This window comes from Brevibacillus jepli (assembly GCF_047229145.1).
Lineage (GTDB): Bacteria > Bacillota > Bacilli > Brevibacillales > Brevibacillaceae > Brevibacillus.
Window position 1 is genome coordinate 75119 of sequence record NZ_JBFEFW010000011.1, and the last position, 17403, is coordinate 92521.

The 17403-nt window shown below is 37.6% G+C and carries 14 protein-coding genes; 5 read left to right on the forward strand and 9 right to left on the reverse strand.

Annotation, left to right across the window (positions count from 1 at the left end; translation table 11 throughout):
- Positions 1-261: 261 nt before the first annotated feature.
- Positions 262-573, forward strand: a complete 312-nt coding sequence (locus AB1L17_RS13940) for a UPF0175 family protein (RefSeq protein WP_103108916.1) — start codon at positions 262-264, stop codon at positions 571-573.
- Positions 557-1057 carry a PIN domain-containing protein gene (locus AB1L17_RS13945; RefSeq protein WP_412845423.1) on the forward strand — a complete coding sequence of 167 codons (501 nt, stop codon included), beginning with the start codon at positions 557-559 and terminating at the stop codon, positions 1055-1057. Before AB1L17_RS13940 ends, AB1L17_RS13945 begins: the two co-directional genes overlap by 17 nt.
- Positions 1058-1589: 532 nt before the next feature.
- Here AB1L17_RS13945 and AB1L17_RS13950 read toward each other — a convergent pair.
- The 9 genes from AB1L17_RS13950 to AB1L17_RS13990 all read right to left on the reverse strand — a co-directional run bounded on the left by AB1L17_RS13950 (position 1590) and on the right by AB1L17_RS13990 (position 13636).
- Positions 1590-3056: a glycosyltransferase family 4 protein gene (locus AB1L17_RS13950; RefSeq protein ID WP_412845424.1), complete on the reverse strand. Its 1467-nt coding sequence runs from the start codon at positions 3054-3056 to the stop codon at positions 1590-1592.
- Positions 3057-3073: 17 nt separating this feature from the next.
- Positions 3074-4417, reverse strand: a complete 1344-nt coding sequence (locus tag AB1L17_RS13955) for a methyltransferase domain-containing protein (protein ID WP_412845425.1) — start codon at positions 4415-4417, stop codon at positions 3074-3076.
- Positions 4404-5720 (reverse strand): ABC transporter ATP-binding protein, encoded by a 1317-nt coding sequence (locus AB1L17_RS13960; RefSeq protein WP_412845426.1) that lies wholly within the window; start codon positions 5718-5720, stop codon positions 4404-4406. Before AB1L17_RS13960 ends, AB1L17_RS13955 begins: the two co-directional genes overlap by 14 nt.
- Positions 5721-5723: 3 nt before the next feature.
- Positions 5724-6500, reverse strand: coding sequence for an ABC transporter permease (locus tag AB1L17_RS13965; RefSeq protein WP_412845427.1), 777 nt, complete (start codon positions 6498-6500; stop codon positions 5724-5726).
- 12 nt (positions 6501-6512) lie between these two features.
- The gene (locus tag AB1L17_RS13970; protein WP_412845428.1) at positions 6513-7466 is read right to left on the reverse strand and encodes a GDP-mannose 4,6-dehydratase; all 954 of its coding nucleotides are present in this window, start codon (positions 7464-7466) and stop codon (positions 6513-6515) included.
- 18 nt (positions 7467-7484) lie between these two features.
- A complete protein-coding gene (gene gmd, locus AB1L17_RS13975; RefSeq protein ID WP_412845429.1) occupies positions 7485-8456 on the reverse strand; it encodes a GDP-mannose 4,6-dehydratase in 972 nt (323 codons plus the stop codon).
- A 129-nt stretch (positions 8457-8585) separates the two neighbouring features.
- Positions 8586-10880, reverse strand: a complete 2295-nt coding sequence (locus tag AB1L17_RS13980; RefSeq protein ID WP_412845430.1) for an O-antigen ligase family protein — start codon at positions 10878-10880, stop codon at positions 8586-8588.
- Between the two features lie 28 nt (positions 10881-10908).
- Positions 10909-11598 carry a tetratricopeptide repeat protein gene (locus tag AB1L17_RS13985; protein WP_412845431.1) on the reverse strand — a complete coding sequence of 230 codons (690 nt, stop codon included), beginning with the start codon at positions 11596-11598 and terminating at the stop codon, positions 10909-10911.
- Positions 11599-11809: 211 nt separating this feature from the next.
- Positions 11810-13636, reverse strand: coding sequence for an Ig-like domain-containing protein (locus AB1L17_RS13990; protein ID WP_412845432.1), 1827 nt, complete (start codon positions 13634-13636; stop codon positions 11810-11812).
- Positions 13637-13957: 321 nt separating this feature from the next.
- Between AB1L17_RS13990 and AB1L17_RS13995 the strand changes: the two genes are divergently transcribed.
- Genes AB1L17_RS13995 through AB1L17_RS14005 form a run of 3 tightly spaced genes read left to right on the forward strand, consistent with a single transcriptional unit; the run spans position 13958 to position 17401 of the window.
- The gene (locus AB1L17_RS13995) at positions 13958-14884 is read left to right on the forward strand and encodes a glycosyltransferase family 4 protein (RefSeq protein WP_412845433.1); all 927 of its coding nucleotides are present in this window, start codon (positions 13958-13960) and stop codon (positions 14882-14884) included.
- Between the two features lies 1 nt (position 14885).
- Entirely contained in the window at positions 14886-15980 is a 1095-nt protein-coding gene (locus AB1L17_RS14000) for a glycosyltransferase (RefSeq protein ID WP_412845434.1), read from the forward strand.
- Positions 15981-15994: 14 nt separating this feature from the next.
- A complete protein-coding gene (locus AB1L17_RS14005) occupies positions 15995-17401 on the forward strand; it encodes a sugar phosphate nucleotidyltransferase (RefSeq protein WP_412845435.1) in 1407 nt (468 codons plus the stop codon).
- Positions 17402-17403: the final 2 nt, after the last annotated feature.

Sequence of the window (17403 nt, forward strand, 5' to 3'; positions counted from 1 at the left end):
CGCCCCTGTTCGCTCGGATTGCCCCTAATGAACGCCCCTGTGGGTACAGCCTAAAAGGCCATGCACAACAAGGGTTTCGCTCCTACGCCCCTGCTGCCCCTGTGAAAAGGGGGAATGTTAGAAAAGGAAAAAAGGGTGCATTCTTCTCCTTTCCGGCTCAACACAAGCAGAATAGTATGGGTATAAGGAGTTATCGGTACAATGCCTTTCAAGGGTTTTTCGTGGAAAAATGGTATAATGGTATCCAAAGGGGTGATGGTGATGTTACCTGAAAAAAATGTTCCTGATGTACGTATCCCTGACGAGTTACTTCATGTGATTCAGAAAACAGGGTATGGAAAATCGATGGATGAAAAAGTGAAATTGTCTTTATCCATCGGACTCTTTGTGGAGAAATCGGTGACGTTGGAGAGAGCGGCTGAGCTAGCTGGGATGCCTCTAGCCCAGTTTATTGAGATATTACGAGTGAAAAAAATTCCTTGGATGGAGTTTACGGAAGAACACCTCGAAGAAGATTCGTTTGCCATCCAGAAGTTCGTAGAGGAAGGTAAAGCGGATGACAAAGCTGATTAGTAATACCAGTCCTCTCATTGCTTTATCCATGATTGGTCAGCTCCATCTTCTCTGGGAGTTGTTTGATCGAGTCTTTATTCCACAGGCGGTTTTTACGGAGATTTGTTCTCCAGAGGATGAGTTTGCCTTTGGAAAAATGGAAGTCATGGAAGCGATTCGTGAGAAGAGGATTGAGTTGTACGAGGTACGAGATGAGCTGTTTGTCGAGCGGATGTATGGCAAATTACATCATGGTGAGCTTGAGACAATCGTGGGTGGCATGGAACTTCAAGTTGACTTTGTTTTGATTGATGAGAGAGCTGCCCGAAACATGGCAAAATCATTCTTCCTCATTCCAATGGGTTCCATCGGTATTTTGCGACTTGCCAAGAGAGTTGGAAAGATTGAGGCGGTCAAACCTTATCTTGATTTGTTGGTTGAAAAAGAGTACAGGATTTCCAAGCGAATGTATGACGAGGTACTAAGGCTTGAAGGAGAAAACTAGAAACATGTGACGTGAGAGAATCAGTTGATTGTACAACTTCCTTACCTTTTAGAAAAGAGGGAAGCAACAGCTACAAAAATGTACATCTATTGCTTGAGGTCATGTTTTTAGTGGTTCGCAATTTTGAGGATTTATGCTTTTCGCAATTATGCTGGGGCAACAGGGGCACCGATTGCCTTTCCTTGTGAGACATGGAATTTGACACGTACCCACTGGGGCATTTTGCTGGGGCGCTTCCTTTTTACTGGGGCTCAGATTGAGGGGACTCAGCAACCCAAGGGAGCGTCTGCAACTTGCCTACAATTTTTTTGTCTGAAGGGACATTTCCTTGCCAGACATGAGGGCAAGCCAACTTCTTTTGGACATCTATTGGAAACCTACTTATTGAACAACTGTTATCTTTTTTCTGTGGATCTGCTACTTGTTGCAACTTGTTTCTTCCATTATGTATTGATTAACAAATTGTCGAACAACACGACTCCCAAACTCCTTGAGTGGCAAGGGTTTTGGAATTGGGGATTTTTAGGGGAAACTAGGTTGGGGTTGTGCTATTACCCATTTGATAGATAATGACATCATAATCTTTTTGGCTATTCATCTCTTCAAATTTTTTGTAGTCATAGATTTTAAATTCATGACTTATCGACATTGAAGTTGGCTTATAAGAGTCTATAAATAACTCTATTTCTAATCCATACTTTTTGAGATAAGGTAGCAAGTCTTCTGAGTAGTCAGAGATACCCGATTTTATAGGTAAAATTGGTGAAAAGAAGGCTACTCGTTTTTTTTCTGAAGTAGTTTTGTGTGTAACTCTAGTTTTTGAGGACATACATTTTTCGTATGACTCGATCGTCTTTTCAGCTACTTTATCCCAGGTAAACTTTTCGCGTTGATAAAATCCTTTTTGTATTAATTTAGCTCTTAAAAATTGATCAGTTAATACTCTTTCTATATTTTGCGCTATCATTTTATTATTTTTAGGATCTACTAGAAGTGCTGCATCTCCAGCGATTTCTCTTAGACTTGAATTGTTTGATGTAATTACTGGTAATCCGCACGCCATCGCCTCAACAATAGGAAGGCCAAAACCTTCATATAAAGAAACAAAAGCAAATGCTTTAGCCAGATTATATAACCTAATTAATTCATCTTTCGTTACATAATCTGTAAGTACTAATTTATCACCGATCCCCATTTTTTCTGCTAGGTCTTTAAGTGCCTTTTTATAGTTAGCATCAATTTTACAAACAATTACAAGTTGATGCTGTACTAGCACTTCTTTGCTCATCATCGAAAAGGATTTAATAAGACCCTCAAGATTTTTTCTATAATCAGCGCCACCCGTGCACATTACAAACTCATTATTAATACCAAATTTATTTTTTAATCGATACTCTTCATCATTACTTATACTAATTTTTTTAAACGAGTTATCAATACCACCGTAAATAACATCAATTTTCTCGGGGTCTATATGAAGGTAGTTTACCAAATCCTCCTTTACACTCTCTGATATCGCCATCATTCTTGTTAGATTCTTTATAAAGTCAACTCGTTGAAAATAAGCCTTTTGAGAGTTAGGATCAGCTAAATATACCTCCTTAAAAATTAAGGGGATAAGGTCATAAATAGTGGCGACAGTTGGTATATTTGAATACCATCCTGTATCAAAAATATTCCATTGATCAAATGGGGACGTAAAATGAATCAAATCAGCTCTCTGATGGGTAATTGTCTTCTTGATTAAAGAAGCTACCAAAGAATCCCTTACATTACTATCGAGTAGAAAATTATCTATACCAAAGTTGAAATAATAATTCTCTAACGAAGCATTCTCGATAATCCCAGAGTCAATATTTTTGTCATAAAGCCACAACTTATATTGATTTTTCTTGTCTAGTACTAAGACTTGATTTAACTGACTTCTTGTATAATGACCGATCCCTCTTGTCCTTGACCCTGCTGTCTGCAAAGGTTGGGCATCTATGCAAATGTTCATTTAAGTCACCTTTCCTATCACTTTTTAACAATTACAGCATAATCATGGAAATCAAATAAATGCTGGTTCAGTTTCTCGATATTACGATTGATAGTAGACACTGTTGAATCCTCAGGGTCTCCATCAATAGTGTCTAGGCGTACGGGTAACGGAGTTAGATATTTAGTTTCAATTAACGTAAAACCTGCGCTGATTAACATGTGTTCGAGTGATTCGGGAAAGATAGGTTTAATATGTGTAAAATCTTTGAAGAAACTACTTAAAGAGTAAAAGGATTTCGGATTAACTGTTTCGAGCACAAACACTCCCTGCGGAGAAAGCTTCTTATAAGCCAATTCTATTAATGCTAAAAGTTCATCTGTATACAAATGTTCAATAACTTGTCCTATATATATTCCGTCAATCTCTCCGTCACGTAACTGATTTAAATGCGAAAGCGCGTCAATACAATATGCCTCTAGGCCTTTTTGCAAACAATCATCGATACTATCTTTCCCGAAATCAATTCCATATGCGTTTATATTGTTCTTTTTTAGGTATTCGATAAACTCACCTTCACCACATCCGATATCTAGGACTTTTTTCTTTTCGCTGAAGTGATCAATATACTGGATATATTTAGCGTGCAAGGCTTCTAGATTACCACCAAACTTTTGTCCAAAGCTGAACCAATCAAAATTACTATATATCTCGCGAGTGTTTCGTCTCCAGGCCTGACTTGCTACCTCTAGACTTTTTTCCATTTCTGATCGATATTTTTCGTTTTCAGTATCAATCTGTCGTTTAACCTGTTCTATACTTTGGTTAAATAATTGATTCTTAAACTCCGTTTGTTCTCTATAAAAATTTAACTTATCACTTAGAAGTTCCATTTTCTCCTTCAAAAATTGAACTGCTTGAATTAATGTTTCGTTTTCTGATTTTAACTGTAAGAATTCATCTCTCGTTACATACTCAGAGTTATCCTCAGTTTGAAAAATATTGTTCTTTATCGTTTCTTCCAATTTTCCTTCAATCTGATCAATCTCTTGGACTACATCGATTAGCACCCGAGTAGTGGCCGCATTATGAAGTGATACCTTACTCGTGATCTGAAGAATTAACCATCTAAGCAATTTACGAACAACTTTTTTCCCAAAAACAATACTTGGTCCTATTATTGTTCTATGTGATGTAATAGGGTCGTCGATAGTTACTGCCCAATTTCTATTAATATAGTCCAAATCACGGAAATTTCTTTGGAACAATTTTTCAGAATTTCTCTTATATGTAACATCAACCAGATTATGATCGACTACTTTTTTTGTTTTTATGTTACTTTTAATACTCTCGTATATTTGAAAAAAGTTACTCTTCCTCATTATTTGCTCCCCCAATATTTGACCATGAATGTTTAAGCTTGGCTATCCCAAGATCATTGGTAGTGGAAGAAACTCTAAATGAATATTTCTTACTATGATAGTCATAAGGTTCTCCATCTTGACTTACAGCGGCAACATCTACCAAGTAAGTCCCCGCTACAAGATCAAGTGATTGTACATCAAAAATAATAGATCCCTTATCTCCTTTTTTAAAATCTCTAATTTGATAATTATCTATATATGTATTTGTGCCATAGCAATTAACATGATCAAGAGTAAATATACCAATACCAAATACTGGTTTATCTACATCCAAGTTAGATTTATACTTTAATTCTATTCTCATTTTTTCACCAGAAATAAAACTTAATCTCTTTTTGCAGGTGTTATCAAGAATTTTAACTTCACATATTTCAATTTTCCTATTCCCCCACCGCTCAATATTGTCAGATTCTTGTACACTATCATATTTATCTTGTTCCTCATGCTGGTTCGTATTTGCTATTATGCTGTCGTCCAAAACAACTTTTTCAAATGATTCTTCTGCGAGTAAACGATTATTTTCCTCATCACCTAAAAACATTAGATATTGGTCAATAATTTTCCGAGGAGGTCCTTCTTCGATCACTTTTCCTTTATTAATCCACACCACTCTATCACATAATTTTTGCATCGCCCCTAAATCATGTGATACGAATACGATTGTTGTACCTTTTCTCTTTAATTTAAGCATTTGATCCATACATTTTTGTTGAAAAGCAGCATCACCAACTGCTAGAACCTCATCAATCAGTAGAATATCAGGCTCGACCATAATTGCAACTGAGAAAGCTAAACGCATATACATTCCTGATGAGTAATTCCGAACAGGATTTTCAATATACTCTTTCAACTCTGAGAACGCAATGATTTCATCTAGTTTTTTCGTAATCTCCCTCTTATTAAGCCCTAATATAGAGGCATTCATATAAATATTTTCTCTTCCAGTGAAATCAGGATGAAAGCCAGCTCCAAGTTCCAACAAACTTGAAACTCTTCCCTTCATTTCTATACTTCCTGAATTTGGATAAAGAATTCCAGTTAACAATTTCAATAAGGTACTTTTTCCTGACCCGTTCCTTCCAAGTAGCCCAACAGTTTCACCCTTTTTAATATCTAGTGAAACCCCATCTAAGGCATGATACAATTCAAACCTATTCTTACTCCGATAAATAATACGATCTTTTAAAGTAGAATTTCTTTCTTTGTAAATCTTAAATGATTTAGATACATTGTTAATTCGAATTACATCCATTGTAATCATCCCTTAAATTTCCTCAGCAAAATTCTTACTAAGTTTGAAGAATACATAAAATCCAATGATCATGATAAGTAAAGAGATTATCCCAACTACGGCAAGACCAAGCAAATTAGGTACTTGATTATAATAAAATATATCTTGGTAACTCTGAACGATAACTTTCATTGGATTATAACTAAACGCTGTTTTTAAATCATTTGGTATCATATCCTCGGGATAAATCACTGGCGTCATATAAAACCAAGCCATTAAAATGATCCCCATAATATGTTCTAAATCTCTAAAATACACGTTTAAACTTGAAATAAGTAGAGACAGGGCTAAAGAAAAAATAAGCGTGACCAACAAAATTACCGGGAACCACAATACGATCCAGCTTAATTGGATATTGCTAATTAATAATAATGGAACCAAAATAATAAAACTAAACAAGTAATTAATTAACCCACCAATTATAACTGATATTGGCAGAATTTCTTTAGGAAAATAAATCTTTTTAACCAGTCCAGCATTTCTAATTATTACTCCAGCGCTGGATTGAATGGATTGATTAAATAAAAACCAAGGTAATAAACCAATAAACAAAAAAGCAGTATAGTTCTCCAAATTCATCTTCATTACATATTTAAATAGTATTGAATATACAAGAAGCATTAACAGCGGATTTAAAAATGTCCAAAAAAAGCCTAATATTGACCCTTTATACCTCGTCCGTAGATCTGTTAGTACCAAACTCCTTAACATTTGTCTATAGGAGTAAATTTCTCTCAGTTTTTTCAGCATCGTTTGGACTCCCTAATTTTCGTACTTCTCTCTCCAAAAATCTAATATATCTTGTAAAGAACTATCTAAACTAATCTCTGTAGTCCAACCTGTTTGATTTCTCATTTTTTCAGCTGAACCAAAATGAAGAGGAATATCCGATTTCCTTAAATTATTGGCATCTGTTACAATTTGGATTGACTGATTAAAACTTCTTTTTATAAACCAGTATAGAATATCCATAATTGATACCGGCACGCCAGAGCATACATTATAAGCTTCTCCTGGTTTACCTCTCCTCATTAACAAGCTGTATCCTTTTACGATATCCCTAACATCAGTAAAGTCACGTTTTGCTTCTAAATTACCTACTTTTATAACTGATGATATTACCCCTTTTTCTATTTCAACTATTTGTTTGGCGAAATCTGTTGTAACAAACCCTAAATTTTGTCCAGGACCTATGTGATTAAAAGGCCTAGCATGAATAATTTGCAGACCATAGCTGTTATAATAATGTGATAGTAAAAAAGAAACTGTTGCTTTCGAAATCCCATACGGACTTATTGGTCTAAGACTAGTTAGTTCTGTTATTGGTGTCTGAGAAGAATCTATTTTTCCATACTCCTCAGAAGAACCTACAGTGAGGATCTTGACTGACTTAGCAAATTTACTTTTTCTTATAGCCTCTAATAATCTAATAGTACATTCTACATTCGCATTAAATGTTTCAATCTTATTTTCCCATGAGAAATGTACCGAACTTTGACCAGCTAAGTGAAAAATGTAGTCTGGCCTTATGTCTTCAATTAATGCAACTATTTCTGATTCATCCGTTAAATCCGTTGAAATCAATCGAACACCTTGAATATAAGGTTCGGGGGACTCACCTCTTGAAGTCCCCCAAATTTCAACATTTTCTGCTATTAGTTGTTTTGCTAAGTACTGACCAACAAATCCCCTTACACCGGTGATTAAAGCTCTCATTGTGTAACCACCTTTATCCTACTTCAAAAGTTGTTTTATCTTCGCTAGATCACTATCTACCATCATTTTTACTAACTGTTCAAAACCAACCTCAAGTTTCCAATTCAGTTTATTTTTCGCCTTCGTAGGATCACCTAATAGAAGATCCACTTCTGCTGGCCGCACAAATCGAGAATCAATGACAACGAAATCTCTCCAGTTTAGCCCAACATGTGAAAATGCGATATCTACCAACTCTTCTACAGTGTGAGTCTCACCAGTTGCCACTACAAAATCATCCGGTTGGTCTTGTTGAAGCATTAACCACATTGCCTTCACATAATCCCCTGCAAAGCCCCAATCGCGCTTGGCATCCAAGTTCCCCATGCGTAGTTCGTTCTGCATACCAAGTTTAATTCTTGCAACTGCATCTGTCACTTTTCGCGTTACAAACTCCACTCCACGACGTGGCGATTCATGATTAAACAAAATACCAGAACAAGCGAACATATCAAAGCTTTCACGGTAATTTACAGTAATCCAGTGTCCATACACCTTTGCTACTCCGTAAGGACTCCGCGGATAAAATGGAGTTGTTTCCTTTTGAGGAGTTTCCACGACTTTACCGAACATTTCACTACTTGATGCTTGATAGAATTTTGCTTCTGGTCGAATTATCCGAACCGCTTCGAGTACATTTGTTACACCAATCCCGGTTACTTGCCCTGTCAAAACTGGCTGTTCCCAAGAAGTCCCTACAAAAGACTGAGCAGCTAGATTATAGACTTCATCTGGGTTAGCTTTTTTTACAGCAGAAACCATTGATGAGAGATCCAACAAATCGCCATCAATAAATTCAATTTCATTTTTAATGTGTTCAATATTCTCGATAATAGGTACGCTAGTACGACGGCGTAGACCGTATACCTTGTATCCCTTATCTAATAGCAACTCTGCTAAGTAGGATCCATCTTGACCTGTAATTCCTGTAATTAAAGCACGTTTCGACATAATTATTCTCCATTCTCTATATTCTTCTTTGATCTTCTTATGAACTCATATATTTGTCGAAAAATCTCACCTGTATCCTTCTATTGTATACGAGAGTTCACAAGCTGTATAACATTAAATATGAATTGTTTAGTAGATAATTTGAGTTTTGTAAGTAACTACTCGCTGAGCAAAATCAGGATATTGTTGAATATATGATTTAGTTATAGCCGCGGCCTGTTCATCTTGTCCTAAAGCCTCTAATGCTACAGCCTGTAAAGCTTTCGCATCAAGTACAAAATTCGGATCAGTTACTATCTTGGTCTGTTCTATAACCTTTTGATATTCTCCAACTATCAGATATGCCTGCCCTAAAAACAAATACGTACCATTTTCCAAATCCAACGGCCGCTTATCGGGAATTTCTTTTGCCTTAAATGGTTCAATTCGCGCAATATAGTCCTCATAAAGACCAATGGCCTTCTTTGCCAACATAGCCGCCGTTTCCTTTTCCTTCAATAATGCAAACTGTGCTGCAAGCTGTGCTTCCACACGCATCGTGCTCTCAATGAGCTGTACATTGAATGGATCATGTTCCATCGCCATTTCAAAGTATTGTATACCCTTCTCCCAATCATTCAACGCTAAATACCCATTCCCTACGCTATACATCGCTTTTGAACTATTTGGCTCCAAGGCTTCTGCAGCCTGAAGTCTCTCAATTGCTTTCGTTTTCCACTCTTCTTTTCCTTCATTCTTATATTTAGCAGCATACACATTAGCCAAATTAAATTGATAATCAAGTTGATATGGGTTTAGCGAGACTGCTCTCTCTAGCATTTGCTGAGCTTCATCAATCGATATTTGTCTATCTGCCTTAGGGAGAGCATTCTCTGCTAAATAGAATCGGAAAGAATAAACACCGAAGACAAGCACAATGACAGCTACTAAAGATAAAATCACTCTGACTCCTATTGCGCCTGGGACTAGCATAACTATGTTATTGACACGCAATGCATAAGCTGGAACCCCCATTGCAAGCAACCAAAAAACAACAAACCATACAGTCCCATAAGAAAAGTCAAAATCTATAAAGCCATGCATGAATATCATTGCTAAGGCTGGTAGTACAGCTATTGTTAGTATTTGCTCTTCTTGCTCTTTTTCTTTACCTATCCGAAGAACAACTTGATAAATCAAGAATGCGAATACCAGCAAAAAGATAATTAATCCTAACCAACCGGTACTTAACAAGACTTCCAAGTAGCCGTTGTGAATCTCATTATTTAAGTACGGCAGTTCTTGATACTTTGGATAAAGAATATTCCAGCCTTCACCTCCAACTCCTAATAGAGGTGCCTCGCTACTGATCTTGAATGCATCTTGATATACATTTGTTCTTCCTAGCAAGCTAGCAGTTTCCCTATTAATATCCGATACCCGTTCCTGTAAACTACTTGGCAATTGCTGATATAATAAGCCACTACTTTTTAAATCCAATACGAATAATACTCCTACAATAATGACGAGCCCAGGCAAAAGGAACCTTGCAAACTTATTATCTCCAAAGTTAGTGAAAAACGATTTTCTGTCAAATACTGTTCTGATTAAATAAACCAACACTAGCACCACAACAGTAGAAACAAAGAAAGCAAGCATGCCCGGATTTGCTGAGCCTTGCTCCGTTTGCGAAGTAATTTGTCGAAATACAATGAAAGAAGCAGCACCTGAAAGGATGGAGTAAATTGTGTATGAAATTTGTCCCTTACCTTTCAGTAACAATAGTCCGAAAAACCATGCCAGCGGAAAAATAAGTAGAGATCCGCGTGAGTAGGAATGTAATAAGCCTACTCCATATGCCACCAAAGGTAAGCTAAACAGTATAGTAGACCAGATAGGAAGGTTTTTCTTCGTCAAAGCTACCAGTGCATAAAGCCAGAAAGCACATATAACGGTAGCAAAGGTATTGGCATATTGGAATGTGCCTGTTAAACGTTCAGCAAGCATAAGGTCTTTAAATTCAACCCATCCCCACATGCCAAAGACAGCAAAAAAGGAAACCCATATCGCCGTCAATTGAAATACAGTTGAAAAAACTTGCTCTAGCTTCTTTGATTCATCTGATTGTTTTGCCCAAATTAACATGACAAACATAGAAGTATAGGCTAGCCAACGAAAGAGATTGTCAAACGCTCCATTAGGTGTCGCTGCATTGGTCAATGATAAAAGATACATAAATGGTACTAAAAACACAACTAAATATGGCAGTATAGCCTGCTGTGGATTCTTAACGAATTGCCAAACTACATTGACAAGGAATAACACTACCAGTAATACTTCGATCAAATAAAAATCACTATCAAAAAATAAACCCCGTAGATACGGAGTGTAGATAAAAAGTAAAGAAATCACTAATACACAAACTAAACCTATTATTCGTCCCATTAGATCCTCCGGACTAAAAATAATATCATTACTTGCCTTTTTCTAATTCAGTAATAATTTGTTTTATATTCTCCTTAAACGGTACACCTTCAGGAGCTAAGTTTGTATATGTTTTTAGGTGTTCTAAGGCCTTAGCTTTATCATTTAACCCAATATAACTTAACCCAAGAAAGCGGTACGCCTCAAAATTTACTGGGTCCTTTGCAAGATCAGTCAACAAAGGGATTGCCTCGTTATATCGCTTCTGAACATATAAAATTTGGGCCTTCTTAAATTTTAAATCAACGAAATCTGGCTGTTCTTCTAAACCCTTGTTCGCAGTTTCAAGTGCTTGATCAAATTTCTGTGTGGCCATTTGAAGTGCTACAGCATTATTGTATGCTTCTATTAATTTTGGAGACTTTTTCATTGCATTTTGGTAATATACTAATGCATTTTCAAAATCATTTTTTATACGTAATATGTTCCCAATAAAAAAATCGTATTCTCCTTTTGTTGGATCTTGAGAAATGCATTCTTCAAATATTATTTTGGCTTCGTCTAGTTTCCCTTGGTTGTATAAACTAACTCCTTGTTCAAACTTTTTTGTTACCTCGCTTGCAGCGTTAGGTAATGAAGCTTGCTCTTTTTCAGTTGTTTTATCAGTATTACTACAGGCAGTAGTAGCTAGTAAAGACACGACTAAAACAATTGAATATATCGTTTTTTTGGCTATCAATTTAAAATTCCTCCACAGTTCCTTCATCCATAGGATATTTTTTCAAATATCCCCCACATTCTATCACATATAATGTCGAATTAACATATGATTACCGTATTATAATTGTTTCTTTTTTTTATAATGCAAAGTATTTTGAAACAGATTTTCTCAAGAAAAAAAGAGCCCGATCACTCGGACTCTCTTTTCAAAGCTAAAAGTAATAGTCTAATTACTTAACAACTTTTTCTGTTTTAGCCTTCAAGGTGTTTCCGTTTGTAGAAGCATCCTTAGCAGAAGTTGTATCCGCAGTCTTAACTTTCAAGGAGTGGATTACAGCTCTGTTCAAATCTACTACAGAACCCAAACCAGCATAGTTACCACCAGTTGCAAGGATAATATCTGTAGCATCTGGTGCAGTGGTAGAAGTGTTATTATCGGTCGTATCAATGTACAGTGTTTGTACATTATTTGCATCTGTGTAAACCTTTTGAGTTACAGATACTACTGATTTACCTGCATCAGCACCTGTAGAAACAGCATTTACATTATACGCAGCAGTAGAGAGGATTTGGTTGTTAACAGTGATAACCAGATCATCTGCATCTACAACATCACTTGTAGAAATTTTTTCGCTGAAACCAAGGGACAGTGTACCATCAGTATTCAGAGCAGCAGTTGATAATTCTGGTTTAACATCATCCATCAACGTTACGTTGAATGCTATTGCAGTCGCAGTATTATTAGCTGCATCCTTAATTCCAGACACGTTCAATTGGTAGTTGCTTCTATCTTTAGAGATAGTACCTGTTGGGATATGCAATGTAGCTGTGAAGGTTGGAGCCTTACCTGAAATTGTTACATAAGTACCAGCTGGCAACGGTGCACCATCTAAGCGGTAATTATTTACGTCAAGTACTGTAGCAGCGTTAAGCTCTACGTTCTCCGTAATAGTTAGTGCAATTGTATTTCCGCTAGTACCAACTGGACCAGTAGGACCATTTGCAGCTGTTACAACTGGAGCAGTCGGATCAGTAGTGCTTGAACCGCCTTCCACTGTAATAGTGTTGACACCTGCATCGCTTGCATTTGCTGCCAAAGAGAGGTCATTTACAAGAGCTCCAGGAATACGAACTGTCAGAGATGTAATTCCAGAGTTAGCTTGAATTGCTGTTGTAAGTGGAATTACATATTCTGTAGGATCCACGTTGCTAACAGCTGCTCCACTTAGGTTGGCAATCAGAGATTGTGTAGCACCTTTGTTGTCTACAAGTACAATTCCAGCTGCAGATGCAGCGCCATTCTTGGCAACAGCTTCATTAAACTTAACGACGATTGCACCATTTGTAGTAGACACGCCACCGTAGTTTGCACCAGCAGTGGTATTGGCTTTTACAAACTTCATGCTAGCAACTGCTGGATTTACTGTATCTTTAGCGATAGAAACAGATTTATTCGTTGTTGCAATCTTATTACCAGAAGCATCGGAAATGCTGTCTGTCAGTACCAATGTTCCATTGAATACATTGTTGTTAAATACAACTTTGTTATTCAGGTTAACATAGAATACTTTGTTAGAGGATTGATCTTTTGGTGTAACAGATGTAACTGCATCAATGTTTGTAGAATTGCCATCCAACAATTTAACAGTTCCAGCAGTCAAAGTGTTTGGATCCATAGCTTTGTCAAATGTGATAGTCAGTCTGTTATCACGAGAAACTGTTACATCAGTCAGAACAGGAGCAACAACATCAGCCGTCACTGTTACTGTTGAAGTAACGAGGTTAGGATTCAAGAGATTACCAGCATAGTCTTTGAAGTTAAGGATTTCAAGGTTGTATGTTTGACCAGCTGCAAGATTCGCACCAGTAGTTACTACAAGAGCATTTTTGTCACTTGCAGACACACCTACAGAAGCTACTTGACCATTTACTTTTACAATACCACTTGTTGCAACGACTGGTTCGCTAAACTTCAAAGTAATAGTGTTAGTAGACACTTTTGCAGATGCCTTCGCAGATACATATGTTGGAGCTACAGTATCTTTATTAACAAGCACTGTCTCATACTTGGCAACTTCTTTACCGTTTGTATCTTTAACTCCAGATACTTTGAAGGTAAATGCCGCACCAGTTTGTACTCCAAAGTTAGTAGCAATATCAGCTGTTGTAGAGATAACTACTGTTTTACCATCTTCTTGAACTTCAGCAACTGCAGTAGCATCTACAGAGTGTACTGTTACCGGCGCTGCGTCACCAGATCTTTGGATAAAGTAGTTTTTAGTATCAACAGCAGTATCCTTATCTACAGTGTTGTTAAATTTAACTTCGATTTGTTTCGCGTTAATAGCCGTTACCCGTACAATGTGATCAGAAGGTTAATGAAACCTACTATATTGTACGAGTTTCCATTTGATGCGTTCAGTAAAGAGAAGATCGACCTTTTTCATGGGACTAATTTTACAATTCTCCCGACTACTAAAGCGAAATCTGTAGTAACCGTTCACGATTTGGCGTACATGATTTATCCGGAAACAACCAGTGAAAAAATTTATAATCACCATATGAAATGGGTTCCTTACTCGGTCAACGAAGCGAATCGTGTTATAGCAGACTCTTCTCAAACAAAACAAGATATAATGAAATTATTGCATGTGCCTGAAGAAAAGATCGATGTCGTGTACCTTGCAGCAGATCCAATGTTTAAACCTATGTCTCCATTAGAATGCGAATATGTAAGAGAACGTTACGTATTACCAGGAAAATATGTATTATATGTGGGGACGATCGAACCAAGAAAAAACTTGATGACTTTGATTCGGGCTTTTGACAAAATGAAAAAGCGAGGCCACATCGAGGAAAAGCTGGTTATTGTTGGGGCTAAAGGTTGGAAGTTTTCCCCGATTTTTGAACTCATGAAAGAATGCCAACTCGAAAATGATGTAATTTTTCTCGGTTATGTCAACGATGAAGATCTCGTATCCATATATAATGGAGCTACGAGCTTGGTGTTGCCATCTGTGTACGAAGGGTTTGGGCTACCACTATTGGAAGCGATGCAATGTGGGATTCCGGTACTCGGTTCCAATGTATCATCCATTCCGGAAGTGATCGGTGACGCTGGAATACTGGTTGAACCGATGGATATAGACAGTTGGGTAGATTCCATAGAAAATGTAGTTTCTGATAAGCAATTACACCAAAGACTTGTGAGTAAATCTTTAGAACGTGCTGCGCAGTTTTCCTGGAATAAGGTAGCGGAACAAACAATTGAAGTGTATAACAAGACGTTAGCAGGAAGTGAATAAGTTGAAAATTGCCATTGTCCATGACTATTTGAACCAGCTTGGCGGTGCAGAACGCGTATTGGAGATCATGTGCGACATGTTTCCTGATGCACCCGTATACACGCTGCTTGCCGATCCTGACGTGATAACGGATCCGATTAGAAAGCATCGAATACATGAATCATTTATTGCACGGTTGCCTTTGGTAAAAAAACATTACAAAAAGTATTTGCTGTTATTCCCAACGGCAATTGAACAGTTTGACTTTAGTGAGTATGACGTGGTTTTATCTTCATCCAGTGCTTTTGCCAAAGGTATTATTACAAAACCGGATACCAAGCACATCTGCTACTGCTATACGCCCATGCGTTATTCATGGGATCTGTATCATCAGTATCTAGGTGAAGATGGACCGGGCGGTTTGTATTCGAAAGTGCTTCCTTTCGGCATGAATTATATCCGCATGTGGGATCAGTTAACGGCCGACAGGGTAGATGACTTTATTGCCATATCCGAATACGTGTCGAAACGCATTGAGAAATACTACCGCCGGGATTCACAGATATTATATCCTCCAGCCAATATTGAACGTTTTACAGTACTTGATCAAGCGCAAGTGGAGGATTTCTATCTTGTCGTTTCAAGATTACTACCATATAAACGTGTTGATATTGTCATTGAAGCTTGTAATGAAATGAATAAGCCTTTAGTAATTATTGGTGATGGATACGACCGTGCTCGACTAGAAAAGCTGGCAGGTCCGACGATTAAATTTATGGGGTATCAACCGGATCATGTTATTGCTGAGTATTATTCAAAATGCAATGCATTTATCTTTGCAGGTGATGAGGACTACGGTCTTACTCCGGTAGAGGCACAGGCAAGCGGTAGACCTGTTGTAGCTTTCGGAAGAGGCGGTGCATTAGAAACAGTCAAGGAAAACGTGACGGGGCTGTTTTTTAAGCAACAAACACCAGAATCGTTGATACATACTTTAGAGCAATTTAACGTGAATGATTTTGACTCTCAGATCATTCGTGCTCACAGCGAGAAGTTCGGTAAACAGCCGTTTATCGATGGATTACATAAAATTATTCAGGATGCCCTACTAAAGTAAAAGGAGATTAAATCATGAAACTAGTGCTATTGTCCGGTGGTTCTGGCAAACGCCTTTGGCCACTCTCTAATGATGCAAGATCAAAACAGTTTTTGAAACTGCTGAAAAATAAAGAAGGCAACTTGGAATCAATGGTGCAGCGTGTTTGGGGTCAATTAAGTGCGGTTGATTTAAGTGAGGCTTCGGTAATCGCTACAAGTAAATCTCAAGTAGATATGATCCAAAGCCAAATTGGTCACGACGTTCCATTAGTGATAGAACCAGTACGCCGAGATACGTTTCCAGCGATCGCTCTTGCAGCAACCTATTTACATACCGTAAAGAAAGTAAACCGCGAAGAAGCGGTTGCTATTTTGCCTGTCGACCCTTATGTAGAGGACCGATTTTTTCAAAGAGTAAAGGAACTTGAAAAAGTGCTTCTCGATTCAGGAGCAGATTTGGCATTGATGGGGGTAACACCAACCTACCCTTCTGAAAAGTATGGGTACATTATTCCGCAAGTAATTGCTACTCATCATGACTATTTAACGGTAGATTCTTTTAAGGAAAAGCCAAGCGAAGATATAGCGAAGGAACTGATTACGAAGAAGGCACTTTGGAACTGCGGTGTTTTTGCATTTAAGCTAGGTTTCATTCTTTCTTTGTTGGAAAATAGAGGGTTACCTACCGAGTATGACAAGTTGCTTTCTGTTTATCATGAACTGCCTAAAATTAGTTTTGACTATGAAGTAGTAGAGAAAGCCAATCACATCGTCGCACTTCCATATGATGGCTATTGGAAAGACCTTGGTACTTGGAATACACTTACCGAAGAAGTAGAGCAACGGCTCATTGGCAAGGGAATGGTAAGTAATGACTGTGAAAATACACATGTGATCAACGAACTGGATATCCCAGTTACTGTTCTAGGCTTGTCCAATGTTGTTGTTGCCGTTAGTCCGGATGGTATCCTGTTGAGCGATAAGGCAGCTAGTCCTAGAATTAAAGATATGGTAAAAGATTTCGATCAAAGACCGATGTTTGAGGAACGCCGCTGGGGATGGTACCGCGTCTTGGACCATACCAAAGTCGCAGATGGTACAGAAGTCTTAACGAAACGTATCGGCGTTGCCAGCGGGAAAAATTTGAGCTATCAATTGCATTATAAGAGAAGTGAAGTATGGACAATCATTAGCGGGATCGGAGAATTTGCTCTCAATGATAAGATCTTCACAGTAAAAGCAGGAGATGTATTGCAAATCCCGGTCGGTTCCAAGCATGGGATCAAAGCAATTACAGATATTGAGTTTATTGAGGTTCAAACGGGTACTGATCTAGTAGAAGAAGATATTGTTCGGATCTTTATGACTTGGGAAGAAGTAGAGGAACATTGTCAGACGGTTTCCTCCTCGCTACAAGAGATTGCGGCTACAAAGGAATAATT

Bases quoted from the DNA above. Each gene is read 5' to 3' on its own strand.
- AB1L17_RS13945 (WP_412845423.1), top strand. From the start codon at position 557: ATGACAAAGCTGATTAGTAATACCAGTCCTCTCATTGCTTTATCCATG.
- AB1L17_RS14005 (WP_412845435.1), top strand. From the start codon at position 15,995: ATGAAACTAGTGCTATTGTCCGGTGGTTCTGGCAAACGCCTTTGGCCA.
- AB1L17_RS13940 (WP_103108916.1), top strand. From the start codon at position 262: ATGTTACCTGAAAAAAATGTTCCTGATGTACGTATCCCTGACGAGTTA.
- gmd (WP_412845429.1), bottom strand. From the start codon at position 8,456: ATGTCGAAACGTGCTTTAATTACAGGAATTACAGGTCAAGATGGATCC.
- AB1L17_RS13980 (WP_412845430.1), bottom strand. From the start codon at position 10,880: ATGGGACGAATAATAGGTTTAGTTTGTGTATTAGTGATTTCTTTACTT.
- AB1L17_RS13960 (WP_412845426.1), bottom strand. From the start codon at position 5,720: ATGATTACAATGGATGTAATTCGAATTAACAATGTATCTAAATCATTT.
- AB1L17_RS13950 (WP_412845424.1), bottom strand. From the start codon at position 3,056: ATGAACATTTGCATAGATGCCCAACCTTTGCAGACAGCAGGGTCAAGG.
- AB1L17_RS13965 (WP_412845427.1), bottom strand. From the start codon at position 6,500: ATGCTGAAAAAACTGAGAGAAATTTACTCCTATAGACAAATGTTAAGG.
- AB1L17_RS13995 (WP_412845433.1), top strand. From the start codon at position 13,958: ATGAAACCTACTATATTGTACGAGTTTCCATTTGATGCGTTCAGTAAA.
- AB1L17_RS13955 (WP_412845425.1), bottom strand. From the start codon at position 4,417: ATGAGGAAGAGTAACTTTTTTCAAATATACGAGAGTATTAAAAGTAAC.
- AB1L17_RS13970 (WP_412845428.1), bottom strand. From the start codon at position 7,466: ATGAGAGCTTTAATCACCGGTGTAAGGGGATTTGTTGGTCAGTACTTA.